Source organism: Bacteroides sp. 90-K9/2 (assembly GCF_047310725.1).
GTDB lineage: Bacteria > Bacteroidota > Bacteroidia > Bacteroidales > Bacteroidaceae > Bacteroides > Bacteroides vicugnae.
Window position 1 is genome coordinate 111819 of the sequence record NZ_JBCGVL010000003.1, and the last position, 23959, is coordinate 135777.

Here is a 23959-nt window from a genome sequence, read left to right on the forward strand (position 1 = left end):
TTCTATTTCGTTCAATAAGAATAAGTTTCCATCAGTTCTCTTATTTCAGGAGTAATAAACAACTGACCAATATAATCGGAGTATGCCATTCCTTCGGAAGTCAGACAAACACGACCGTTATCCGTATCTTCTATCCATTGCCGTTCAGCTAACTGTCGGAACAACGGCACATTATCCGGTGATTCTCCAAAGCGACGCTTATATTCGGCCTTATCAAGCCCCATATAATACATCAGATTTTTAATGATGAAACGTTGTCGCTGTTCTTCCTGCGAAAGAATAAATCCATTACGAGCCACTGTAAAATCAGTAGTGCCCATATAATCATCTATCTCTCCGGCAATACAACGCTGGCAAACAGTATACCGGGTGGCATAATGCAAATTACCCAGGTAACTGCGTCCGCCGGAGCCACACGACAGCATCACTTCATCCCCACATGAGATTTCCGCATCAGTAGACGGATGATGAATAAAACGTCGCATCGAAGTTTGTAGAAAACCTCTGTCTTTCAACAAATCACAAGCGGCACAATATATCTGAAAACAGACATCGTCGGATTCCCGCTCCGTGATAGCCGTTCCCGGTCGTACATATAGCGGATAGATAAAGAGTTCGTTAGGCTGAAACAGAAGAGCCTGTTCCAATGAATAAAGAAAACTGGCTACAGTTTGTCCTTTGATTCCATAAATCAAATCAATATTAAAAAATGGGAATTGCCTCTTCCGGATAGCCTCCAGCGCCTGATTAATCATGTCTTGCCGGGGACGTCTTTTCAAAGCTGTTAATTCTTCGTCAAGGAAACTCTGTACGCCAATACTCACACGAGCCACTCCTGCTTGCTTCAACAAGTCCAAACGGGCAGGATCGGCATATTCTGGCGATGTTTCTACGGAAGTAAAGGTATGTGAAGGATGCACTCCGAATAAGGCAGCTGTATCCAGTAAATATTCCAGTTGAGGAACAGTGAGAAGCAACGGTGTACCTCCTCCAATGGCGAAACTATCAAATGCCAGTCCGGTAGTGAGTGGAGACAACTGTTGCGCCTGCTTATGAAGAGTTTTCAAATAAGTTGCGATATAATCCGCACGATTTGTTTGTAGAGAAAACAGGTTGCAATATCCACATTTATGGCTACAAAAAGGAATATGGAAATATAGCGATGCTTTCTGTCCTTCCACCTGTTTCAGGTAAGGAACCAGCGAAACTGGGGACGGAAAAGAACGATAAGCAGTTTTATGTGGATAACTATACATATAATCTACATATCGTGGTAGCGGTTGATTCATTTTTTCGTTAAAATAAAGTGTTTGTAAGGGACTGTATAAACCGTTTCGTGAGATATGCAATGATATTCATATCCATCCTCTCCATAGCAAGTGCCATGATCGGAAAGAGCAATCACCAGCGTATTTCCCCGCTTCTGAAAGGCCTGGAACAAACGGGGTAGCTGACTGTCGATATATTGCAGCGCGGCAGCGTGTGATTCCTTATCATCCTTCATTTTACCTTCCACATAATGACAGTTCGGATAATGAATAGCAGAAAAATTGATATACATAAAAATCCGTTTGTCCTCCGGATAGTTTTCGAGTTTCTTCAATGCAAAATCAATTTGTTTTTCAGTACTATCGAGTGCCGTGCATCCAAAAGTCGGCAGCCAATAACTTTTAGTAAAGTAACCGGGAAACACACGCCCCAGTTCATTACGCTTGCTGAAGAAGTTCACCCCTCCTATACAAATCGTTTCATAGCCTACATTGGAAAGACTTTGCACAAAAGTTGCTTCCGTAAACGGATAACTTCCCACAGGCGGAATACGTCCCGTACCAGCTTGCACAGGGAAAAACAACCACTTACGGCTGCGTAGCGAATGAGGTTCCGCCGGAGAAGGCAGAAATCCTGCAAAGATGGCAAAATGAGACGGGTAAGTAAAATTTCCCGGCGCATGTCTTTTTTCCCATTCTCCTCCGTGACTGTTCAGTACCGGTGTTCTTCCCGCCGCTTCTTCCTCCTTGCTGACATCATAACGCAAGGTATCAAAACAAAGCATCAATATATCATGAGTACCCACCACCTGATTCATATCCAGATCCGGATTTTGGGTCTGTTCGCCAGCCGGCAGTTCATCTATTTGCATGGTTATATCTCTTTTTTATGTTTTTTATCTGTTGAATATAAATAGAATTATGAGCAAACATATCCTGATACACATGATCTCCCTGTCCGTTGACTTCTATTATATAAGGTATATCTGTTCCTCTCTCAATCAGGACATCCACTCCGGCATACTGCAAATCCAAGGATTGAACCGCTTCCTGACACTGAAAATAGATTTGTTGCCGCACTACTTCCGGCAAAGACAACTCGTTCCACCAATGTGCCTTATTGTTCAGATGCAGATTGGTTATGCTTCCTTTACTACATCTCACAACGATATAATCAATTTCAGATTCCCGGCACACTACCCGGAGATCATAATTCTCTCCCTGCAACTGCTCTTTAGGAGTCCATTCTTCTAAAATAGCTTCTGTTTGCATCACCGCTTCCGCCAACGGGATCATCTCTTTTTCCGTACTCAAACGGTGGATACGTTTGGTGTTATGAATGACTCCATCCACTTGTTGCAAGGTAGTATAGACTACCCATTTATTCCGGCTGGGTTGATAACGAACAGCCATAATGCCTCCCGCCCCCGAACCGTAACGGGGTTTCAAAAAGCATCCTCTACCGCAACCGGCAAGAAGCTCTCTCAACTCATCAAAAGAATGGGGAGAAGGTAACATCGGAGTCACTCTCAAACCTCTATCCACCAGCACTTGTTTAGTCTCCTTTTTATCAAGAGCACGTAACAAAGCATGGGGAGTATTCAAAAAGCACACGTCATCAGATAGCCTCATCTCGCCCAAACGTTGCAGTGTTTCCTTATATGCCTGATTCAACAGCGCATATTTCAGGAAATCCGTTTCATTGCTTACACAAGGTTCCAGTTTGATAACTGCCTGCCGTAATTGCGGCAAGCAGTTAAAAAGTTCCCCGTAAGTCATAAAACGAACTTCCGTCTGCAAGTGTTTGCCTGCTTCAATAAAGTATTCTATACGTTTGGACAAAGAGTTGCTGACAACGATTATCTGCATCTCCTATTCTGTAATCATCGGGTAATACCACAATTCACCATCATATTCATCCACCTCTTCAGTCTCAGCAATATCTATTTTCATAGGAAGATTCTGCAGCTGTTTCTTCATATCCTTGCTCAAATAATTGTAGCGCATATTGATAAACTTCAAATGAGCGATCTTATCCATATTATCCAGCAATAATTGGGCACCTTCATCTTTGAGAGTACCGGCCGAAACATCCATTGTTTCAAGTTGGGGAAGAATATCCGACTCCATGAACATTTCTACAATCTTATCCTGTTCCTCAGAGTTGACGATCCCCAGATAAGTCAGCTTCGGGAAACGCTCTTTGGAGAACAACGGACGGAATATCTCAATATCAGCTTCAAATCCATAATCTTCCACACCAACATATAGAATCAGTTTTTCCAGATTGGGAAAATCAGAACCAAGAATATCTTCTACCACTTCAGTAGGCAGGCCACCACTGATAATTTCCAGTGACCGCAACTCCGGCCGTGAAGTCTTTCCCAAACGCAGATTATTGGTTCCTTTGATTTTCAGATCCTTCAATTTAGGCATGGCATTGAGCAGCGGACTAATATCAGCTTGTTCAATCCACGAAATCTCCTGTTCTTCCTGCTCAATATCTCCCCAGAACAAGCCTTCTATTTGTGCGAACTTCTCCTTATTTTCAATCATTCCCTGTAATAAGGCAGAACAGTCGCCACCCTCATAATCCCAACAACCGATTGTTATTTGTTTGTATTCAGAGAGATGTTTATCTTTCAATATCTTATCCAGAAGATTCACATTGTTTTCATACTCATCGTAACTCAAAGTATATTTCTTAGCTTCCACTTTCATTTCACGTGCAGTTTCTTCAGCAGTTTCTACATACCCTTTTTTGGTCTTTTCCGCAATCAGTTTGCTGGCTGCTTTTTCAGCTTCTTCAGTCGTTGCGTAGTTTTTCACTTGTGTTTGTCCGTCGGTTCCCAACTTACCATAATTTACAGTAACATCTGTTCCGACTACATCTATACTCCAGAATTTCTGCGATTTAAAATCTTGAAAAACGAATACTCTCTTCATAATACAGTTTTTAATGGTTGATATTTGCACACTCAACACAGAACGCGCATGAACAATACCTGCAAAAATAACCATTTTATGTAATGTACAAAGAAATCTGTTTACTAAACTTTCAGAGTATTCAAAAATACAACCCAAGATATGCAACAAAGGCTGCCTTTTGGGGCAGCCTTCATTATTCTATTTCTGTAATATATCAGTTTAATCTTCAATAGTACATATACTTACACGGTTCCAATCCGGTTCAGTAAACATATCGCCTACACCCTGACCTTCGGCAGTGATACGAGATGCACTGATTTTATACTTGTTGACCAGGATCGTTTTTACAGCTTCTGCACGTGCTGCGGCAATTCTGGCATTCACTTCAACACTACCTTCCGGAGAAGCGTATCCCTTAATAACCACTTTAGAATCAGCATATTTCTTCAGGTAAGAAGCTACACGTTCCACATTAGGAAGTTGTGAAGCGTCAACTGACGATTTACCTTGTCTGAAAGTAATGATAGATTCGGGTACACGGGCGGTTTTCACTACAGTCTCCACCGGAACCACTTTTGTGCGGCATGCTTCAAGTTCTTCCTGCAATCCGTTGATACGTTGGTTTGCATTGCTGATCTCACCATCTTTGTTGTTTACATCTGCACGAAGTGCATTGATTGAAGAGTTCAGTCCGTCAATTTCGGCTTGATTATATACTCTCACTTTGGCAAAATGATGTGTTCCGTTACTTGTCTTAAAGTGATATGTCAATCCGGCTGTCAACTCAAAACCTGCGTTATTAGCATTGAAACGGCTCTTCGTTTCAGGATAAGTACCTTGCATATCATACACAATGGCAGGTTTGATTCCCAATGTCCATGCTTTACTTTCACCCAAGTTGAAATTGAAATTCAATCCCAAACGCGTAGACCAGGAGTTCTGATCGCCATCACCATTCACATAATAATGTAACCAACCCATTCCGGCCACAGCTTCCACTTCAAACAAACGAGGTTCGCCCGTGTAACTTGCAAATAGATTCATCAAATTGACTTTACCCAATACACTGACATCCGAAGCATCGAAAGCCGTTTTACTGGATGTGGTATTGATATATCCCATTCCTTGGAATCCCAAACCGAAGATAGGAGTTAATTGCTTTGAGACTCCCACTCCAAAAGTGGGACGCATACCTTTAAAGAAAGCACTGTGAGTAAGGGGAGTGACTCCACCGGCATTTACTCCGACAGACCAATTATCTGTAAGTTTGGTACCTTCTACAACTGATTGGGCATTTGCTACTGTAAAGCCACCCAATATAAAAGCTAATAAAATAATAGATTTTCTCATATTCATAAGTTTTAAATGTAATGTTTTATCTGCTAAATCATTAGAAATGTATTGTTTGTTCATGTCTAACTTTCTAGTTCATTTTTTAATTCGTTATTCACTTTAAACAACATATCGTATCAAATATTAGTTCGCAAGCCATAAGCCCTATTAACATCTATTATGCTTTCGAAAAATCTAAAATATGGAAACATCAATGCAAACGCCTCATTCCCTGAAGAGAAAGGGATCCCAACATCGCTAACCATTATGCATCTTGTTTCATTATTCTACACTTTCATTCATCCATCAGGCAGGAAATACATAAACCGGACTCTACTAAAATACGAAGAATAGAACATAAACGGAAAGTTATCAGGTTGTTAATGCCATATATCGTTCTGATAAAGAGCGAATATTTTTCTTCCTTTTCAATTGGAATCTTGATTTAATTTCTAACTTTGCCGCCAACATCGGTTTCCGAAATGGCATTATCACCAGACGGAATTAAAAGGGAATCCAGTGAAAATCCGGAACTATCCCCGTAGCTGTAAGTTTTATCTCTCTCATAAAAAAGAGAAATGTTATGGCATTCATTTGCCACTGATTCATGAAACGGATCGGGAAGGCGCCACAACAAAAACAAGTCAGAAGACCTGCCGATAAAATTTCCGTTATTCCAGGCTTTCGGGTGAAAGGCAATAGAACGAATCGTACAGGTCCATTTTATTACAAGTCTCCAGAAATTGTCGTGCATGAATAACTATGTAGGCACTAAATCTATTTTGTTAATTCTTAAAATATAGGTATGATTAGTTCGGAGATATTCATTATCAAAAGAGACGGGAAAAAAGAAGCTTTTTCCCTCGACAAAATCAAGAATGCCATATCCAAGGCATTTTTATCAGTAGGTAGTTTTGCTACGCAAGATGTGATAACCAATGTGTTAAGCCGTGTCAGTATCAGTGACGGAACAAACGTAGAGGAAATCCAAAACCAGGTGGAAGTCGCCTTGATGGCAGAACATTATTACAGCGTGGCCAAAGCGTATATGCTGTATCGTCAAAAACATTTGGAAGACCGTGAAGTCAGAGACAAACTTAAATTCCTCATGGATTATTGCGATGCTTCCAACCCTGCCAGCGGTAGCAAGTACGATGCCAACGCCAATGTGGAAAACAAGAATATCGCCACACTGATAGGAGAACTGCCCAAATCCAATTTCATTCGCCTCAACCGCCGCCTGCTAACAGACCGTTTGAGAGATATGTATGGTAAAGAGGCTTCCGACCGTTATTTGGAACTCCTGAATCATCACTTCATCTACAAAAATGATGAAACCAATCTGGCGAACTACTGTGCCAGTATTACCATGTATCCTTGGCTGATAGCAGGAACAACAGCAGTAGGAGGCAATTCTACCGCCCCGACCAATCTGAAATCCTTCTGCGGAGGATTTATCAACATGGTATTTATCGTATCCAGTATGCTAAGCGGCGCATGTGCCACTCCTGAATTCCTGATGTACATGAACTATTTCATCGGTTTGGAATACGGGCAGGACTATTATAAACACCCAGATAAACTGGCAGACTTATCTCTGAAACAAAGATCGATCGATAAAATCATCACAGACTGTTTCGAGCAAATCGTATATTCCATCAACCAGCCTACGGGTGCCCGCAATTTCCAGGCAGTTTTCTGGAATGTGGCTTATTATGACAAGTATTATTTCAATAGCCTTTTCGAGCACTTTGTTTTCCCCGACGGAAGCAAACCCGACTGGGATTCGCTTAGCTGGTTGCAGAAGCGTTTTATGAAATGGTTTAATAAGGAGCGTACACGCACCGTTCTGACATTCCCTGTAGAGACAATGGCACTCCTGACCAAAGACGGCGATGTACTGGATAAGGAATATGGCGACTTCACCGCTGAAATGTATGCCGAAGGACATTCATTCTTCACCTATATGAGTGATAATGCCGACTCTTTGAGTAGCTGCTGCCGTCTGCGTAATGAAATACAGGACAATGGCTTTAGCTATACATTGGGAGCCGGAGGAGTCTCTACCGGTTCGAAGAGCGTGTTGACCATCAATCTGAACCGTTGTATACAGCATGCTGTAAAATCAGGTATTCTCTACCCTTTCTTCTTAGAAGAAGTAGTAGACTTGGTTCACAAAGTACAGCTTGCCTATAATGAGAACCTGAAATTATTACAGGCAAAGGGTATGTTGCCTTTGTTTGATGCAGGCTATATCAATATGAGCCGCCAATATCTGACTATCGGTGTGAACGGACTGGTGGAAGCAGCCCAATTTATGGGAATCGACATCAACGACAATCCGAAATACGAGGCTTTTGTGCAGGAGATTCTCGGCATGATTGAGAAATACAACAAAAAGTATCGTACCAAAGAAGTTCTTTTCAACTGCGAAATGATTCCTGCCGAAAATGTGGGTGTGAAACACGCGAAATGGGACAAGGAAGCCGGATTCCAGACTTACCGCGAATGTTACAACAGCTATTTCTATATTGTAGAAGACAAATCGCTGAACATTGTCGATAAATTCCGCCTGCACGGGCATCGTTATATCGAGCATCTGACGGGTGGTTCGGCTTTGCACATGAATCTGGAAGAGCATCTTAGTAAAGAGCAATACCGGCAGTTGCTTCGTGTTGCCGCTACCGAAGGTTGCAACTACTTCACATTCAATATTCCGAATACAGTATGTAACAAATGCCATCATATCGACAAACGATATTTGCATGAATGTCCCGAATGTCACAGCGAAAATGTGGATTATCTGACCCGCGTCATCGGATATATGAAACGTATCAGCAATTTCTCCCAAGCACGGCAAAAGGAGGCCGATTTAAGATATTATGCTTCGGTACGCTGATTATGATATTGTTTTTCAGGAGATACCGGATGAGGTAACATTAGCCATCAACCTCTCCAACTGCCCCAACCATTGTAAAGGGTGCCACAGTGCATATCTGATGGAGGACGTAGGAGAACCGTTAACGGAAGAAAGTCTCTCTACCCTGCTCGGTAAATATGGAAAAGCGATCACCTGTGTCTGTTTCATGGGCGGTGATGCTTCACCCGCAGAAGTGGAACAACTAGCTGCTTTTTTACACAAGCAGACCATCACTCCGGTAAAAGTCGGATGGTACTCCGGGAAGAGCAAACTGCCGGAGCACTTTGATGTATCTCATTTCCAATATATAAAGTTGGGACCTTACATCGAGTCTCTGGGAGGATTAAAATCTGAAACGACCAATCAGCGGTTGTACCACATAGAAAATGGAATAATGGAGGATATAACTTATCGTTTTCTCCCCCATCATTCCAAAAAGATTTCTTAATAAGAGAAACGCTCAAACGGAGTATGTCATATTTACCGTTTGAGCGTTCTTTTTTCTAACTACTTCTTTTCATTCGTATTTATGATTTCAGTACCCGCTTCAATCTGTTTAATCCTTCAATCAACCGCTGTCGCGGACACGCAATATTGATACGGATAAACCCTTCACCAGTCTCTCCATACAGACTGCCTTCGTTCACCCAAAGTTTTTCTTTCTTCAACAAGTCTTTTACTATTTCTGCTGACGTTTGATTCAAGACCGAGCAATCCACCCAAACCAGATATGTACCTTCCAACATCATTACGGGAAATTCCGGAAGATATTCATCAAAATAACCTTTTAAATAGATGTAATTCGCAAACAAATAGATTTTAAGTTCTTCCAGCCATTCTTCGCCCTCATTGTAAGCAGCCATCAACGCCTCCACTCCGAAAGGATTCACATCACATACCTCATTTATATTAATCGCTTTATCTATTCTCACCCGTACATTTGCATCTGCAGAAATAATATTGGCTATCTGAAGCCCTGCCAGATTGAAAGCCTTGCTAGGCGAAACAAAGGTTACTGAATTCATAAGAAACTCTTCTGATATAGAAGCGAAAGGAGTATATTCATACCCCAGAAAAACCAATTCACAATGAATTTCATCAGCGATCACAAACACATTATTCCGAATACAAATCTCACCTATCTGCCTTAATTCTTGCTTACTCCATACTCTTCCGACAGGATTATGCGGATTACATAACAACATGAGTTTTACCTTCGGATCGGAAGCTTTTCTCTCCAAATCATCAAAGTCAATCTGATACCCTCTGTTTCTATATACTAAAGGATTGGCAATCATCTCGCACCCGTTATTACGGATAGAGGAGAAAAAGCAGTTATATACAGGCGTCTGTACCATCACTTTATCGCCGGGTACTGTCAGTGCTTTAATTGCAGCAGATATTGCCGGCACAACTCCGGTAGTATAAATAATCCATTCTTTTTCTATCCGCCAGGTATGTCGTCGTGCAAACCAATTGGTTATCGCCTCGTAGTATGCGTCAGGCACGCGTACATATCCGAAAATCCCATGTTCCACCCGCTTCTTCAGTGCCTCCACGACGGGGGGAGCCGTACGGAAATCCATATCAGCCACCCACATCGGCAAGACATCCGCATCTGCGGACGAATCCCATTTATAGGAATTCGTACCTCTGCGTGGAATAATTTCATCGAAATTATACTTCATATTTCAATCAAAACAGGTTAGGTCGTCCCAGAGTTTCAATTCACAATTTCCCGGTGCTTTCATATTTTCATCCAAGATAATAGCTCCGAAACTTTCGGCTACAATACTCCCCGTACGAGGATTTTTCACACTATGAACCGGACTTTTAATCGTTGCTTTTACGCTACTGTGCTCAAAAGCAAGGTCAGCATCCTCCGCCATCGTACAATTTTCCATCACCAGATCATGTGCGTAACAAAGAGGTTGAGTGCCCGAAATCTTACAATTTACCAAACGCAGATTTTTAGAATGCCATCCCAGATATTCTCCGTTCAGTTCCGAATCATAGACAGTTACATTTTCCGTATTCCAAAAAGCATCTTTGGAGTTAATAACTGCATTACGGATTTCTACATTCTTGCAATATTGAAACGAATAGTTTCCATTTTGAGCGTAATTTTGTATATGAATATTCTCGCTGTGTATAAAAAGATAATCTGCTTTATCAATCTGTACGTTCTTCAGTTCTATATTACGACAATACCAAAACGTTTCCAAGGCATTGGGCAACTGCACATTTTCGAGTTTTATCCCATCCATTTCACGAAACATCTTCGGTGCTTCCACCAAAGTATCCGCCATTTGCAGACTTTGAGAATACCACAGGGCGGCACGAGCTCCTTCTGTAAAAAGACAATTCTTCACTGTAAATCCGTTGGTGTGCCAAAAAGGATATTTCCCTTCAAAACGGCAGTTTATCGCTATGATATTACTACATTCTTTCAGTGCCGATTCACCGGCGTGAATCGTTACATCTTCCAACTGAATGTCATGGGTTGCAAATAGAGGGCGTTCACCTCCATATTCTTTATGTCTTATTTGTTGCATCATTTTATTTTTCAATCTGTTATTTCAAAAATTACACATAGTATATCCTATTTATGGTATTGAAATTTATTTCTTCAGATACTCCTTAAAGAAAGCTTCCAGCTTATTAAACGGGATAAGGCTCACACGGTCGTAAAGATCTACGTGTCCGGCACCGGGTACTATATACAGTTCTTTAGGTTCGGCAGCCAATCGATAGGCATCTTCACTAAATTCACGTGAATGGGCATTCTCTCCGGTGATGAAAAGCATGGGGCGGGGTGAAATAGTTTCAATATCTTCGAAAGGATAGAAATTCATAAATTTCACATTGCTTGAGAGCGTAGGGTGTGTAGTGGTCATAGGAGTTGCTCCGCCAGGAGTAAATTCTCCTCTCTGTGTACGGTAGAATTCATAAAACTCCCGCTCAATCGGACTGGACGTTTCTGTCAACTGATGTACAGTACCACTGGTATATTTTGTTTCCCCACCCAAAAATTCAGTATAACGCTGTTCCGCCGCTTCAGCCATTATTTGCTTTCTCTGTTCCAACGTTAATGAGTGATTTAATCCATTACGGTTGGCTGCTCCCATATTATACATACTGATTGTTGCAATGGCCTTGAGACGAGGATCTATTTTCGCTGCACTAATAGCAAAGCTTCCACTCCCACAAATTCCAATTACCCCAATAAGATTCCGGTCGACGAACGGACGCGTACCTAAAAAATCAACCGCAGCGCTAAAGTCCTCCGAATAAACCTCCGGCAAAACAGCATTACGCGGCTCACCTTCACTCTCACCCCAGAAAGACAAATCGATGGATAGTGTAACAAATCCTCTTTCCGCCATTTTCGTTGCATAGAGATTCGCACTCTGCTCCTTAACAGCCCCCATCGGATGTCCTACAATGATTGCAGGATATTTTTCCCCTTCTTTCATACTCTTGGGCAGAAAAAGATTACCTACTACTTTCATCTTATATTGGTTAGAAAAAGAGACTTTTTCTACATTCACCCGATCACTTTTATAAAAATTATCAGCATCTGTCTGTGCAGAAGAAAAACTGGTTCCGAGCATTATCATAAATACAGTTGTTAATAATAAAATCCGTTTCATATCTCTTGTGTTTTAATAATTAATGAATTGATTATCTACTTTCGACATTGCAAAAGTACGATGAAAGAAAGAGACCATTTGTAGACGAATTACTGACATTATAACCCCAATTACAGATTACAGAATATTAAGAAAGAATGTAATTGGATAAATATGAATATAAAAGGTGGAAATGCAATATTGAGATACACGCTTGTATCCCGTCTTTACCCTCTGGTAATATTATGTATGCCGTCAATGACACTTTTCAAAGTTTCCCTCTCTTCGGGAATAGTTGTTTTTTGATAAGCCGGAACAATCAGTCGGCACAATATTCGGTATTGCATTTCTGCTTGAATGCGATAGCAATGGTACATGTCTTTCCAATCAACAAAAGGCAATTTTGCTTGGTTATCTGATTGCATATTCTGAAACATTTTACAGAACAGCCCCACAAAACCTTTGTACTTGCAATAGAGATCCATCGGTAGAAAGAATGTCCCCTCTTTAACAGCAATAGAGACGAATTCCAGCACAGCACTGTGATATTGGCAATATTTCTCATCGCTCAAATCTTCACAGACGAGCGTTTCAATCATCTGCTTTACTTCTGTCTGTTGTTTTTCATGGTTCATGTTTTGGCTGATTAAGTTTTACGAATGTTTGCTACACTACCTTTTTCGAACTATGCACTACCGATTTGCTTTTCTTGTTCTATCCACCAACTTATTCAGTCGGGAGATAAAATCGGCAATCTCTTGCGATGGTTGAAGAATACTGAACGCATCCACCGTAGCGGTGATGTCTTCGTATAGTTCATCCATTTCTGCACGGATAGCGATGCAGTCTCTCGTCTGCAACTGCTCCGCCTTGTCAATCAATACTGCGAGGCTGTTTTTATAACGTACTACTACACTTTCCGCCACATGCAAGGCTTTGGCAGAAGGTATTATTCCAGTTACTTGCTGTGCAAAGCAGATGTACTCTGCATGGCTTAGCCGATTGAGAGCCAGTCTGTGCGTTTTTGCATTAGCCATCGTTGTCTTGAATATTGAATTCAGAATTACAATATAATTTCTAGTGAGAAAACCACCTTACAAGCATTAAACAGGTGTTGCAAGGTGGTTTAAATTTGAGTTTGCCGGGCAAGTTTACCTCTTGCCCGGCGGAGAGGAAAATCCATTACAGGGGATTAGTCGGTATCTTTATTCTTAGTACCTTCTTCAAATATATTGGCGGCAGTAGTATAGGCTGCATCCGAATATACTTCTTCATATTGTATTAAAATATAAACAAGCGGCAAGCCGCTATTAAATTGCTAAATAGTTAATAGGCAAGAATGGCACGAACGTAATGATAAGTAATTGCCTTATAGTCGTTTTCGTTGCTACCGTCATTAAAGTCTACATAATACTGATAAGAACCATTATCTTCCGTGGAAGCCCAATACTTATCAGACGCAATGTTTGTGTTCAGTTTGGCATTGAATCCTTCTTTATCTGCACTCCATACTGTATAAAGTGTTATCAACTCATCCTTGGCAGGCATATACCATCCTTCTCCTTTATTCACACACCATGCTACGGAAGGGTAAATTTCATCGGTGTAACCTCTATCATTCGTTACCTTAGCCGTATTTTCAGCTCCATCAGTATCAGAACGAATCAAGAGATTACCGTTGGCCGCGTATGTACACCAAATCAGAGTACCTGATGGCTCGTCCATCGAAACTATCTTGCCTTTGGTTGCATCGTCAGGGTTTACCCAAAATACTACACCTGTGGCGGTTGCTTTCGTTGCTCCGGCAGGATAGTAATCGCCCACTTTTAAGTTGGTGGCAGGTGGAACAATCTCAGCTTCATTATCTCCAGCCCAGTCAGCATCACAACTTAAAGTGAACGTTGCACTATACTTGTCACTATACGCCCCACTGATGGTTGTAGTATAGTCACGACGGAAAGGAGCGTTCGAGATATCTTTCTTCGCTTCGCTATCCAATGTTGCTTCGATGTTCATAAGTGCATTGTCTTCATTGGATGCAATGATATAATCGGTAGCAATCACCCCGGTGGTAACAGCGTTGCAAGTGAGATCGTGCGTTACTTCCCCGGTGATTGTAGTGGTGGTGTAGCCTTCCACATTCAGCGAATAGCTTTCGGGATATTTCACCGTCAGTTTAGATGGTTTAGCTGTCAGCGTTCCGGTTTGATTGAATTTCACCTGTGCTACGGCATGTTTCAAGGTGACGGCTGTGTACTTTGTGGCATCATCCGTTCCTACCTTGAATTGCGCTACGCCTGCAAAGGCGGCTTTAGTGACTACCTTGCCTGTGGCAATCTTCACTTCACGAAGTTTGGCGGCATCGAATACGCCGTCCGAATAGTCTGCCCAAAAAAGGATGGTGTAGTCTTGTCCGTCTTTCAACGTTACGTTAAAGGTATTTGTGGTCTGCACTACTTGAGTAGCTTGTTCTGCGCCCACAGAGGAGGTTGCTTCGTACACTTCCATGATGTAACGAGTCGGTTTATCCGTTGGCTCCGTTACACCTGTACGGGTCTTTACTCCATCATCCACCCCCAGGGTGAAACTCGTAACCTTGTCTGTCGATTGGTTACCGAGATTGTCTTCTTGGCTGCATCCTGTGAACATGGCTGCCATGCCCAACAGGGCTAATAAGATTTGATTTCTCATACTTCTTTTTCTTCTTTAAAAGTTAATAATTGAATTTATTTTGATGTTTTCATTTCTTTATGTTTGATTGGACGCAACGTATGGTACATCCAACCCACTGAAACCTGCTGGAGACTGCCTCCACTTGTTCAGAATCGAAGCCAAACGCATACCCGTTCTCTGCATCGGAAGTAGCACTCCAATACACAGCTCCCGCCTCAACACCAAACAACTTTCCGCCCACGTAGCGCATGCCTGAAGCAGGAATTTTTAGACCGGAAGTATGAGTTGCTGATTTTGAAGAGTCATCCCAACTCCAACCATTGGAATATTCCGGAATAAACGTTTCACATTCTGCTTTTGTAGGCAGTCTCCAAGTACCCTTCAGGTAATAACGACAAGGATCACCCGTACCGGCTGAAGGAGTATCTGCCGTAGGATCGCCTGCCCAGGATGCATCCCATCCGGTAGCGCTATAACCTTCAGGAGTCACCACAGCAGACAATTCAACATCATTGTTCTTGCCCCTTCCCGTACCGTCGGCATTGGCACTACCGCTCCAACCAACGAGCGAACCAAACTGGAAGTACAAGCCACCATCGGTATCTTTGCCAATCTTAGCGCCATGAGCCCCGTCCGCTACCAAGTTACCAACTGCTACCTTGATGCCATTCACTTCAATGTATTCTGACGCAGTGGGTGTATCGGCTTCTTTTGCATAATGTCCGGTAATATTCGTATTATAATTCGACTGAATCTGTACATCTGCCACTTCAAATTCGGCTTCTGATTCATATTGAAAAGTGAACGTTGTTGTTCCTGCACTTGCAGTGGGTGCAAGCACAAAAATAGCATCTGTCTCTATCTTTGCCGGATTATCCTTTGCACCTTTGGTTTCGGCTACGGTCAGGTTCTCCATCCTTTCGGTGGCTGCCCCTTTGATAGTAGCCCCACTGACATCGAAAGCCGTGTGTTGCTGAAACTTCATACTTAGTGTTCCTGCCGGAAGTGTACCTGTTTCTTTCAATACAATATTTGCCACGGCACGATGAAGCAAAGTACTGTATTCTGTTTTGCCACCTTTGATGGACAATGTGCCATAAAAAGCTTCGGTAGGTTTGACTCCTGATACAAGTGAAATGTTCTTCAAATTGGTGACGATGTAGGCTTCCGCACCGTTCGCTTTCTTATCTGCCCACATCAGGCAATAATAATCTTTATCGTTTGCCAGTGACATAGTGAAAGAACCTGTGGCATTGGTGGCACGGGAAGATGTTACGTTTTCAAATACTTTGGCGGCAGTGGAATAGTCTGCATTTTCGTATATTTCTATCACATAACGGTCTACCGTTACTGTCCCTCTTGTTTTCGGCGCGGCACTACCGTCTGCCATTCTGTAATCCGGGGCTGCATTTACCGTCACTTCTCTTGTGCCGAAGGTCTTGTTTTCTCCCAGTTCTTCGTTGCTGCATGATGCCAGCGTGATAGACAGCATTGCACTTAGTATATAAAATATTCTTTTCATCGTCATTGCTTATTTAGAAATTTACTTCGTAATCGCCACTCCATTCAGTGTCTACCTGCACGCCGCCCACGCCAGCCGTGAGGAAATTACCTGTAACGGTGGTAAGTTGTCCGGCACGATAGCCAATGCGTACACCGTTGATACCGCTGATAGCCTTGCCGTTGGCATCTTTAAAGAGGATGGTTACGGTGACAAACGACTGTTCGCCATTCACCAATACAAAATCTTTTCCTACGGTGGTGGCTTCATCGGTCTGCTCACTCAATGCCGAGGCATAGCCATAGCCACCATCGGAATCGGAAGGTTTCTGGGTACTGACGTTGTAGGCGCAAGGCAGGAAGCCTTCGTAGACGATACTGATTTTCAAGTCTTCGAGTGCAGGGTAATTACGTTCGGCACGTAGTTGATTGTACTTCGCTACATCGGTTGCCACGAGGCGGTATTTCGCCAAAGGCCTGTGCATGGTTATTCCTTCGCTTTGGTCTTTATTACCAACGGTAAGCGTGAGGGCTTTCGTGAAAGCATCCCTTGTGTCGGTGTTGGCACGGTATTCGTCTTTGCCGAGTATCTTAATGCTCTTGGTGTCGGAGGTGATGTAATGATTATCCGTCTGTGTGTTGGTGGTGTAATCTGCCCACAGGCGCACATCGTAGTTGCCCGGTGTAAGTTGCAGGGTAGAAGTATATATACCTTCGGTAGCCGTAGCGGTTACAAATTCCTCTTTGCGCAGCACACGAGTGTCAGTGCCTTTGTTATACACTTCGACGACGGCACGCAGTTTCAAATCGCCGTCTGCCGCACGGCTCTTGTTTTGTGCTGCTACAAAGTCCGGCAAGCGTGGCGACGGGAACGTGAGATTCAGCGTTACAATAGAAAAGCCTACCGCTTCGCTGCCCTTCTTCACGTCGATGATGATTTGCGAAACGCCTTCTTTTACCTCGTAGCGCACCAGTCCGGTAGCGAGGTTGGGGTACGATCCATTGTCGATGGACTTCACCCATTGGCAAAACTCCCCAAAGGTCATTTCGGGCAAATCTATTGCACGGCTGACGGTGGGCACACACGATTCTTCGGTATTGAGTACGGCAAAGATGGTGTAATAACCTGTTTCCATCAACATTCTATCCAATGCCAATGATTGCATCGTGGGATAATAAGTATGCTTTGAAAGCATTTCCGAAGAGTTGAAAAAATAAAGATGCACGTCTTTCAGTGGGGTGTCTCCGATAGCATCGGTGTTGATGCCTACGGTAACGGTGGGGCTGTTCTTCGGTGCGTCTTCAGGAATTTCGTGCGCTGTCTTGTCGCACGATGTTAGAAAGAAAGCTGCTATACAAGCCAGCCCATAAGCGACTTTTTTGAATGTCTGTATCATAATGCTTTTATTTTTCGGTGAGTATTAACTTGATTTCAGTGCGGCGGGCTTTGGCATCATCGGTAGGCTTGGTATCCACACCTTTGCCTTCAGCAGAGATACGTTCTACCGCTATACCTTTATTCATAAGGTAGCGTTTCACCGTTTCGGCACGACGGGCAGAAATGGTTTCGTTCCGTGCTTCTGTTCCCGTTTTGTCCGCCCAGCCAACAAGGGTGATTTGTGTTTCAGGATGTTCGGCAAGGGCTTGGAGCAGTTCCACGGTTGTTTTATACTCGCTTTCCTCAATATATTTGCATTGATTACGGGAGAAGTAGATGGTGGTTTCGTAAACGACCGTTTCCGTCGGCTGGCTTACGGCTTGTTTGGGCTGTACCATTTCTACTTTTGCCTCTGTTTTTGGTTGTGGAGCTTCTTCACGAACAACAGGTCGTTCGGGTTGGGCTACTTCCGTGGGCTGGGGAGCAACGGCAACTACTTCCACAGGCTTCTGTTTCTTGTTCTTGCTGCTTCTGCCCAGTGCAAAAGTGACTTTCACACCTGTGTCCCAAGTGTAATTGGTCTTGTGCTCTGTTTGGGGCATGGCATCAATGCCTTTGCCTGTGAGATAAGTCATTCCGGTATAAAGTCGCAGATTTACCCATGGGCTTATCTGATAACCTACACCCAAATCACCACCTACACCGAAGTGCATTTGTCCATCGCCTTTCAACACTTCGTTCTCGCCTTCGGTAGTCTTAACGGTAGCTTTCGAGGCTACACCATACACGGCAGGTGATAGCAAGAATGACCAACGGCTTTCGGGACAGAACATCTTCACAAAGTCGATGCTCAGATGCAAGCCGAGTTCATAGAGATTGACGGACGAAAAAAGATCGCCATAGCGGTAGCTCTTTGCTCCGGCAAGTGGTGCATAGTAGCGGTTACCATCAGCCAAATAGAGGTCTTTGCAGCAATCGTAAGCACCAAACCCCAGACGGGAGTACCGTAACTCAGCTTCTGTGGATAGGAAGCTATTGATATGATAGCCACCTAATAGACCAAAACCATAACCTATACAGGTTTTGTCTGCTCCGAAGGAACAGAATGCGCCACGACCGAAGGAGACTCCGGCATCGGAACCGATGTACCATTTGGAGATTTTAAATAACTGATTAGTACTTTTTTGAGCCAATATTGACATTGGTAGTACCATACAAAAGAGTGAAAGAAGGAACGCAAATCCGAATTGGATTTGTTTGCCTAATTGAACTGTTCTTTTTATCATTATATATAAATATTAGTTTGTTGATTGTGTGTTATTTATCAAGAAAGAATTCGCTAATTAAGGGATGCCTTAATATGTGATATTTTTGCCATCAAAAACGAAAAAATCCCCCCTGTTTCGTTAATAAGTCAAAGTAATCTATTATATTTGCAAATCAAGAGAATAGAACGTTTTTGTTAATTTTGAAGGGAAATTTTCTTAACAGGTGTAAAATCACATATTAAGGCATCCCTTAATTAGCGACAAGCGTAATCCCCTCAAAATCCTAGTTTTATCTTCTCTTTTCTCTCTTCTTCACATTAAGTAAATTCTTAAACATTTAACTGCAAACAGATGAGCTTTTTAATTCACTTTCGGTTTTAATTAATCAACTATTTATCAATTAAAACCAGTAAAATTATGATTATTGCTTATTTGAGGGTTAGTACAGGTCGCCAGCACCTCGAAAATCAGGAAAGAGAGATCAAAAGTTACGCAAAGTCTAAAAACATCGTTATTGACGAATGGGTAACGGAAACAGTTAGCGGCAAAACAGAACGTAAAAATCGGCTGTTAGGTCCCATAGTTCGTGAACTTGTGAAAGGTGACATACTTATTGTTACTGAACTCTCTCGTCTTTCACGCTCATTACACGAGATTATGGAAATTATGAAATTGTGTATTGATTCAAGCGTCACAGTACATAGCACGAAAGATGGCTATGTTTTTGATGACAGCATTAACAGTAAGGTATTGAGCTTTGCGTTTGGACTTGCCGCCGAGATTGAGCATAAGCTAAACTCGCAACGTACCCGTGAAGCAATGGCACTTCGGAAAGCTCAAGGCAAGCACATGGGGCGTAAAGAAGGCAGCAGTCCGAAAATGGAATATCTAAAAGCCCATAAACTGGAGATTTCAGAAAAATTAAAAGCAGGGGTAAGTATCAAACATATCTATAAAGAATATGGAATTGCCCATGAGACATTCAGGCAATTCAGAAAGAAATATTTGTCAGATACTGATGAAGCATAAAACAACAAACTCACACAATAAAACAAGCATCACCATGGACTTATCAGGCTATTTAAACAACTTCATTAATAAATATAGTTAAATATTTTCCACTAATATCCACCCAATATTTATTACACGCTATTTATATCTATACGCGCAAAACTAGAATGTAAGCAAAAAGTTATTTTTGATTACATATACATATCATGAGCTAAATATATCACTTTGAAATTTTCGAATATTAAGCATAGCTTTGCCACGTGGATTTTAAGGAGCTACCCGTTCCTTTAAAAGGAAGAGGGTGTTCCTCGGTGTCGAACGGGTCGTCCCTTTTAAAGGAACGGCCCGTTGGTTTTAAACCAAAATCAACGGATGTAACCAATTGAATTTCAACTTCTTACAAAATCGTATTTCCGTCCCCGCAAGCCATGGGATTTTATTCAACAAGCGAGACGGAAAATGCTGTTAAAGGCAGCATTCGGTATATCATAAATTTAAACATTAAAAAGACATTCCCATGGTTACAGTTACGTTTGCCATCAAGCCTTATTTGGCTAGGTACATGTATGTTCAGTACGGACAAAGTTTAGAAATTCAATCTCAAAGTAATTCATCTTCAAAACTCCCTATCCCGATTCATCTCACCCACTTCACAATCATCTACCACTTCTTACAACAGTTATCAACCCCTCATCCGCAAGGTGTCTCTTGGAGGGAAAGTGGAAATATCTGCTTCGTTCTCCCCCAACCCAGAAACGGAAAGAACCCGGAAGTATATAACTACTTTGGGCAGGACAGCATCTATATTATAGAAAAGGAGATCGAAGTGGAAATGAGAGTGGCGCTCTATTCGTTTTTGCTGGAAAATAAATTCAAGAATGGGATTATGTATAAAAGATCGATGGAGTTATTCGTTATACATTATAATATGGTGGAGTTGGTAGAAGAGGAAAGCTTGATGAGAGCATTTCAGAGATGGAGGAAAATTACGAAAGAGAATACTAAGTAAGATTTCTCGTTTTTCTCAATAAGAAAAGTCAATGCTTAAAATTCTGATGGCGCCTCAAAACTGATGCACCATCAGATTCTATTTATTCCATTAATAATTTCCTGCTATGCGTTTGACCAAGTTTTAGTATATAATTCCCAATTATTTTCCTAAAAACCTATCACAATATCGCTGCTATTTTTCGTACTTTGTTAAGCTTTTCCATAAACTTGTTATCCCGCTTTGCCATCTGCAAATTATAGCATGTTTGCATCCGAAGCAATGGTTCAGCATCTAAATCTAATACGGCCTCTATGAGCATAGCATACTCTGTACTTAACGGACGCTTTGCATTCAATATCTCATTTAATACTGTATAAGATACTCCCATTTCTTTAGCCAGTTTCTTTTGAGAGATTCCTCTAAATTCTATTTCATCCTTTAGTATTTCTCCTGGATGCGTTGGCTCAAAAGGGCTTAAGTTATTAGCTATCATTTTAGGGTCTATGCCATCTATTTTAATCATAACTTATTATTTATAATGGTTAGACAATTCAATTATATTACAAATGGTAGTTACAATATCACCTTGCATTTCTGCTACTGTAAACTCAATACGATATTGGCTGTTTACTCTAATAGAACAAAGTTCTTTCTTATCACCAGACAACTTCTCAAAGTTTAGACCATTGTATTTGCAAAGAGAGACAATATCCGAAACATTTATCATTATATCTATGCAACGTTTGTATCTACGTACAATATCAGGTTGAAAACGGTGCTTTTTGTCATTCACTTTTCCAAGCTCATATAATTCTTTCAAATACTCTTTACCAAATGTTACTACCATTTCATTTGTTTCTTTAGTTGCAAAGATAATAAATTCACCTCAATATTCGCATATTTGCGAATATTTTCTTTGCAATAAAAAAATAGCATAGCTTTTCTCTATTCCCTTTCAAACTTCACCGTCAGATCTCCCGGCACACTCAAAGCCTTGATACCATCTCCATCAATGCTACCAATCAGAATCAAGTCACTGCTTTGCGACCATTTTTTATAAAAAATGGCCACATTTCCCCAAGGCGCATAAATCGTAATATCCCCGGGAGCAGGCGCACATCCCCGTTTCACTCCCTTATTGAAGGGGAACTGTAATATGGGTAAATTAATCCGTAATTCATATACAAACAGATTTCAAATCCTGCAGTATCTTTGCAGTGTCATAAAGAAATAAGTAAAAACATTATTTAGAAAAACTGTTTGATATGTATTTAGAAAATATTTATTCTCCTGCAGATGTTAAGAAACTGTCGGAAAAAGAACTAAACGAGTTAAGTGGAGAAATCCGTGCAGCACTCCTGCAAAAATTAAGTGAACATGGCGGGCATTTCGGACCTAATTTCGGAATGGTGGAAGCAACGATTGCTTTACATTATGTATTCAATTCGCCCAAAGACAAAATTGTATTTGACGTATCGCACCAGAGTTATGTACACAAGATGCTGACCGGTCGTAAAGATGCGTTCCTTCATCCGGAAAAATACGACAACGTATCAGGTTATACCGAACCGCAAGAAAGTGAACATGACTTCTTCATCATCGGACATACTTCCACTTCTGTCAGTCTGGCCAGCGGATTGGCAAAGGGACGTGACCTTACAGGCGGCAATGAAAATATCATAGCCGTCATAGGGGATGGTTCTTTAAGCGGAGGTGAAGCCTTCGAAGGATTGGATTATGTAGCAGAGCTTGGCACTAACATGATTATTATCGTTAATGACAACCAGATGTCTATTGCCGAGAACCACGGAGGATTGTACAAGAATCTGAAAGAACTACGTGACAGTAACGGTCAGTGCGAATGCAACTTCTTTAAGGCAATGGGACTGGATTATATGTATGTAAATGATGGTAATAACGTACAGGCATTGATTGAAGCTTTCTCTAAAGTGAAAGATATTCAGCATCCGATAGTAGTACACATCAATACATTAAAAGGTAAGGGTTATGCACGTGCCGAGCAAGATAAAGAGACTTACCACTGGCGTACTCCATTCAATGTAGAAACCGGAGAAGCAAAAGTGAGTGATGAAGAAGAAGATTACAGCGAGGTAACCGCCCAATACCTGCTGAAAAAGATGAAGGAGGACCCGCGTGTGGTAACAATCACTTCTGGTACTCCCACCGTTCTGGGATTTACTCCGGACCGCCGTCAGGAAGCAGGCAAGCAATTCGTAGATGTAGGCATTGCCGAGGAACACGCAGTAGCTCTTGCTTCGGGCATCGCAGCCAATGGTGGGAAACCCGTTTACGGAGTATATAGTACATTCATCCAACGCTCCTACGATCAACTTTCACAAGACCTTTGTATCAATAACAATCCGGCTGTTTTGTTGGTCTTCTGGGGTACGTTATCCGGGATGAATGATGTGACTCATCTCTGTTTCTTCGATATTCCGCTTATCAGCAATATTCCTAATATGGTTTATCTGGCTCCAACTTGTAAGGAAGAATATATTGCCATGCTGGAATGGAGTATCCGCCAGAATGAACACCCGGTTGCTATCCGTGTGCCGGCAACAGATGTAATCAGTAGCGGAGAACCGGTAGATTCCGATTACAGCATTCTCAATCGTTACAAAGTTACTCATCGCGGTTCGAAAGTGGCCATTGTGGCTTTGGGTTCATTCTATGGATTAGGACAGTCGGTTGCATCACTTCTGAAAGAAAAAGCCAATGTCGACGCAACACTCATCAATCCGCGTTACATCACCGGTGTAGACAACGAACTGATGGATGAACTGAAAGCAGATCACGAGTTAGTGATAACATTGGAAGACGGTGTATTGGATGGCGGTTTCGGTGAAAAAATTGCCCGCTACTATGGTGCTACAGACATGAAAGTCCTGAATTATGGAGCTAAAAAGGAATTTGTAGATCGTTTTGATTTACAGAAGTTTCTCCGTGCCAATCACTTGACAGATGAGCAGATTGTAGAAGATATCACAGCACTTATCGGTTAAAATCAAACCCATTCACTATATATTCAACAGGTTGA

General features: G+C 41.9%; 22 protein-coding genes and 1 riboswitch. Of the genes, 5 read left to right on the forward strand and 17 right to left on the reverse strand.

Annotated elements, in window-relative coordinates:
• Positions 1-11 precede the first annotated feature (11 nt).
• The 5 genes from AAHJ11_RS09865 to AAHJ11_RS09885 all read right to left on the reverse strand — a co-directional run bounded on the left by AAHJ11_RS09865 (position 12) and on the right by AAHJ11_RS09885 (position 5552).
• Positions 12-1289: an STM4012 family radical SAM protein gene (locus tag AAHJ11_RS09865; RefSeq protein ID WP_413579446.1), complete on the reverse strand. Its 1278-nt coding sequence runs from the start codon at positions 1287-1289 to the stop codon at positions 12-14.
• Positions 1286-2140 carry an STM4013/SEN3800 family hydrolase gene (locus AAHJ11_RS09870; protein WP_413579447.1) on the reverse strand — a complete coding sequence of 285 codons (855 nt, stop codon included), beginning with the start codon at positions 2138-2140 and terminating at the stop codon, positions 1286-1288. The genes AAHJ11_RS09865 and AAHJ11_RS09870 overlap by 4 nt, the downstream gene beginning before the upstream one ends.
• Positions 2127-3137 carry an STM4014 family protein gene (locus AAHJ11_RS09875; protein WP_413579448.1) on the reverse strand — a complete coding sequence of 337 codons (1011 nt, stop codon included), beginning with the start codon at positions 3135-3137 and terminating at the stop codon, positions 2127-2129. The genes AAHJ11_RS09870 and AAHJ11_RS09875 overlap by 14 nt, the downstream gene beginning before the upstream one ends.
• Positions 3138-3140: 3 nt before the next feature.
• On the reverse strand, positions 3141-4214 hold the full coding sequence (locus AAHJ11_RS09880) for an STM4015 family protein (protein WP_413579449.1): 1074 nt from the start codon (positions 4212-4214) through the stop codon (positions 3141-3143).
• 201 nt (positions 4215-4415) lie between these two features.
• Complete coding sequence (locus tag AAHJ11_RS09885) at positions 4416-5552, reverse strand: OmpA family protein (protein WP_008774604.1); 1137 nt, start codon at positions 5550-5552, stop codon at positions 4416-4418.
• Positions 5553-5982: 430 nt separating this feature from the next.
• Positions 5983-6204: riboswitch (cobalamin riboswitch) on the forward strand.
• Between the two features lie 129 nt (positions 6205-6333).
• Here AAHJ11_RS09885 and nrdD point away from each other — a divergent pair.
• The gene (nrdD, locus tag AAHJ11_RS09890) at positions 6334-8427 is read left to right on the forward strand and encodes an anaerobic ribonucleoside-triphosphate reductase (protein ID WP_009000010.1); all 2094 of its coding nucleotides are present in this window, start codon (positions 6334-6336) and stop codon (positions 8425-8427) included.
• Positions 8411-8896, forward strand: a complete 486-nt coding sequence (nrdG, locus tag AAHJ11_RS09895) for an anaerobic ribonucleoside-triphosphate reductase activating protein (RefSeq protein WP_004297064.1) — start codon at positions 8411-8413, stop codon at positions 8894-8896. The genes nrdD and nrdG overlap by 17 nt, the downstream gene beginning before the upstream one ends.
• A gap of 79 nt (positions 8897-8975) precedes the next feature.
• Here the strand turns inward: nrdG and AAHJ11_RS09900 are convergent, their stop codons facing one another.
• The 9 genes from AAHJ11_RS09900 to AAHJ11_RS09940 all read right to left on the reverse strand — a co-directional run bounded on the left by AAHJ11_RS09900 (position 8976) and on the right by AAHJ11_RS09940 (position 18917).
• Positions 8976-10136 (reverse strand): MalY/PatB family protein, encoded by a 1161-nt coding sequence (locus AAHJ11_RS09900; RefSeq protein ID WP_413579450.1) that lies wholly within the window; start codon positions 10134-10136, stop codon positions 8976-8978.
• A 3-nt stretch (positions 10137-10139) separates the two neighbouring features.
• Positions 10140-11003: a DUF3737 family protein gene (locus AAHJ11_RS09905; RefSeq protein ID WP_122135985.1), complete on the reverse strand. Its 864-nt coding sequence runs from the start codon at positions 11001-11003 to the stop codon at positions 10140-10142.
• A gap of 66 nt (positions 11004-11069) precedes the next feature.
• Positions 11070-12101 (reverse strand): alpha/beta hydrolase, encoded by a 1032-nt coding sequence (locus AAHJ11_RS09910; RefSeq protein ID WP_122135936.1) that lies wholly within the window; start codon positions 12099-12101, stop codon positions 11070-11072.
• Between the two features lie 206 nt (positions 12102-12307).
• A complete protein-coding gene (locus AAHJ11_RS09915) occupies positions 12308-12715 on the reverse strand; it encodes a hypothetical protein (RefSeq protein ID WP_413579452.1) in 408 nt (135 codons plus the stop codon).
• A 57-nt stretch (positions 12716-12772) separates the two neighbouring features.
• Complete coding sequence (locus AAHJ11_RS09920) at positions 12773-13117, reverse strand: DUF6261 family protein (protein ID WP_413579453.1); 345 nt, start codon at positions 13115-13117, stop codon at positions 12773-12775.
• A 289-nt stretch (positions 13118-13406) separates the two neighbouring features.
• Positions 13407-14771, reverse strand: a complete 1365-nt coding sequence (locus tag AAHJ11_RS09925; protein WP_413579455.1) for a hypothetical protein — start codon at positions 14769-14771, stop codon at positions 13407-13409.
• A gap of 49 nt (positions 14772-14820) precedes the next feature.
• The gene (locus AAHJ11_RS09930) at positions 14821-16275 is read right to left on the reverse strand and encodes a hypothetical protein (protein WP_413579456.1); all 1455 of its coding nucleotides are present in this window, start codon (positions 16273-16275) and stop codon (positions 14821-14823) included.
• A 13-nt stretch (positions 16276-16288) separates the two neighbouring features.
• Positions 16289-17650, reverse strand: coding sequence for a DUF6562 domain-containing protein (locus AAHJ11_RS09935; RefSeq protein WP_413579457.1), 1362 nt, complete (start codon positions 17648-17650; stop codon positions 16289-16291).
• A 7-nt stretch (positions 17651-17657) separates the two neighbouring features.
• A complete protein-coding gene (locus AAHJ11_RS09940; protein ID WP_413579459.1) occupies positions 17658-18917 on the reverse strand; it encodes an OmpA family protein in 1260 nt (419 codons plus the stop codon).
• Between the two features lie 399 nt (positions 18918-19316).
• Between AAHJ11_RS09940 and AAHJ11_RS09945 the strand changes: the two genes are divergently transcribed.
• On the forward strand, positions 19317-19928 hold the full coding sequence (locus AAHJ11_RS09945) for a recombinase family protein (RefSeq protein WP_413579461.1): 612 nt from the start codon (positions 19317-19319) through the stop codon (positions 19926-19928).
• Between the two features lie 499 nt (positions 19929-20427).
• Positions 20428-20919, forward strand: a complete 492-nt coding sequence (locus AAHJ11_RS09950) for a hypothetical protein (protein WP_413579463.1) — start codon at positions 20428-20430, stop codon at positions 20917-20919.
• Between the two features lie 160 nt (positions 20920-21079).
• Here AAHJ11_RS09950 and AAHJ11_RS09955 read toward each other — a convergent pair whose 3' ends face one another.
• From AAHJ11_RS09955 to AAHJ11_RS09965, 3 genes are all read right to left on the reverse strand, one after another.
• Positions 21080-21424 (reverse strand): HigA family addiction module antitoxin, encoded by a 345-nt coding sequence (locus AAHJ11_RS09955; protein ID WP_413579465.1) that lies wholly within the window; start codon positions 21422-21424, stop codon positions 21080-21082.
• Between the two features lie 6 nt (positions 21425-21430).
• The gene (locus AAHJ11_RS09960) at positions 21431-21748 is read right to left on the reverse strand and encodes a type II toxin-antitoxin system RelE/ParE family toxin (protein WP_413579466.1); all 318 of its coding nucleotides are present in this window, start codon (positions 21746-21748) and stop codon (positions 21431-21433) included.
• A gap of 98 nt (positions 21749-21846) precedes the next feature.
• A complete protein-coding gene (locus tag AAHJ11_RS09965) occupies positions 21847-22032 on the reverse strand; it encodes a cyclophilin-like fold protein (protein ID WP_413579467.1) in 186 nt (61 codons plus the stop codon).
• Positions 22033-22166: 134 nt separating this feature from the next.
• Between AAHJ11_RS09965 and AAHJ11_RS09970 the strand changes: the two genes are divergently transcribed.
• Entirely contained in the window at positions 22167-23924 is a 1758-nt protein-coding gene (locus AAHJ11_RS09970; protein WP_413579468.1) for a 1-deoxy-D-xylulose-5-phosphate synthase, read from the forward strand.
• Positions 23925-23959: the final 35 nt, after the last annotated feature.

Excerpts from the sequence above, each read along its gene's own strand:
- AAHJ11_RS09955 (WP_413579465.1), bottom strand. The coding sequence starts at position 21,424 with ATGATTAAAATAGATGGCATAGACCCTAAAATGATAGCTAATAACTTA.
- AAHJ11_RS09945 (WP_413579461.1), top strand. The coding sequence starts at position 19,317 with ATGATTATTGCTTATTTGAGGGTTAGTACAGGTCGCCAGCACCTCGAA.
- AAHJ11_RS09865 (WP_413579446.1), bottom strand. The coding sequence starts at position 1,289 with ATGAATCAACCGCTACCACGATATGTAGATTATATGTATAGTTATCCA.
- AAHJ11_RS09875 (WP_413579448.1), bottom strand. The coding sequence starts at position 3,137 with ATGCAGATAATCGTTGTCAGCAACTCTTTGTCCAAACGTATAGAATAC.
- AAHJ11_RS09885 (WP_008774604.1), bottom strand. The coding sequence starts at position 5,552 with ATGAATATGAGAAAATCTATTATTTTATTAGCTTTTATATTGGGTGGC.
- AAHJ11_RS09870 (WP_413579447.1), bottom strand. The coding sequence starts at position 2,140 with ATGCAAATAGATGAACTGCCGGCTGGCGAACAGACCCAAAATCCGGAT.
- AAHJ11_RS09910 (WP_122135936.1), bottom strand. The coding sequence starts at position 12,101 with ATGAAACGGATTTTATTATTAACAACTGTATTTATGATAATGCTCGGA.
- AAHJ11_RS09930 (WP_413579456.1), bottom strand. The coding sequence starts at position 16,275 with ATGAAAAGAATATTTTATATACTAAGTGCAATGCTGTCTATCACGCTG.
- AAHJ11_RS09915 (WP_413579452.1), bottom strand. The coding sequence starts at position 12,715 with ATGAACCATGAAAAACAACAGACAGAAGTAAAGCAGATGATTGAAACG.
- AAHJ11_RS09940 (WP_413579459.1), bottom strand. The coding sequence starts at position 18,917 with ATGATAAAAAGAACAGTTCAATTAGGCAAACAAATCCAATTCGGATTT.
- AAHJ11_RS09935 (WP_413579457.1), bottom strand. The coding sequence starts at position 17,650 with ATGATACAGACATTCAAAAAAGTCGCTTATGGGCTGGCTTGTATAGCA.
- AAHJ11_RS09880 (WP_413579449.1), bottom strand. The coding sequence starts at position 4,214 with ATGAAGAGAGTATTCGTTTTTCAAGATTTTAAATCGCAGAAATTCTGG.
- AAHJ11_RS09925 (WP_413579455.1), bottom strand. The coding sequence starts at position 14,771 with ATGAGAAATCAAATCTTATTAGCCCTGTTGGGCATGGCAGCCATGTTC.
- AAHJ11_RS09920 (WP_413579453.1), bottom strand. The coding sequence starts at position 13,117 with ATGGCTAATGCAAAAACGCACAGACTGGCTCTCAATCGGCTAAGCCAT.
- nrdG (WP_004297064.1), top strand. The coding sequence starts at position 8,411 with ATGCTTCGGTACGCTGATTATGATATTGTTTTTCAGGAGATACCGGAT.
- AAHJ11_RS09960 (WP_413579466.1), bottom strand. The coding sequence starts at position 21,748 with ATGGTAGTAACATTTGGTAAAGAGTATTTGAAAGAATTATATGAGCTT.
- AAHJ11_RS09900 (WP_413579450.1), bottom strand. The coding sequence starts at position 10,136 with ATGAAGTATAATTTCGATGAAATTATTCCACGCAGAGGTACGAATTCC.
- nrdD (WP_009000010.1), top strand. The coding sequence starts at position 6,334 with ATGATTAGTTCGGAGATATTCATTATCAAAAGAGACGGGAAAAAAGAA.
- AAHJ11_RS09905 (WP_122135985.1), bottom strand. The coding sequence starts at position 11,003 with ATGCAACAAATAAGACATAAAGAATATGGAGGTGAACGCCCTCTATTT.
- AAHJ11_RS09950 (WP_413579463.1), top strand. The coding sequence starts at position 20,428 with ATGGTTACAGTTACGTTTGCCATCAAGCCTTATTTGGCTAGGTACATG.
- AAHJ11_RS09970 (WP_413579468.1), top strand. The coding sequence starts at position 22,167 with ATGTATTTAGAAAATATTTATTCTCCTGCAGATGTTAAGAAACTGTCG.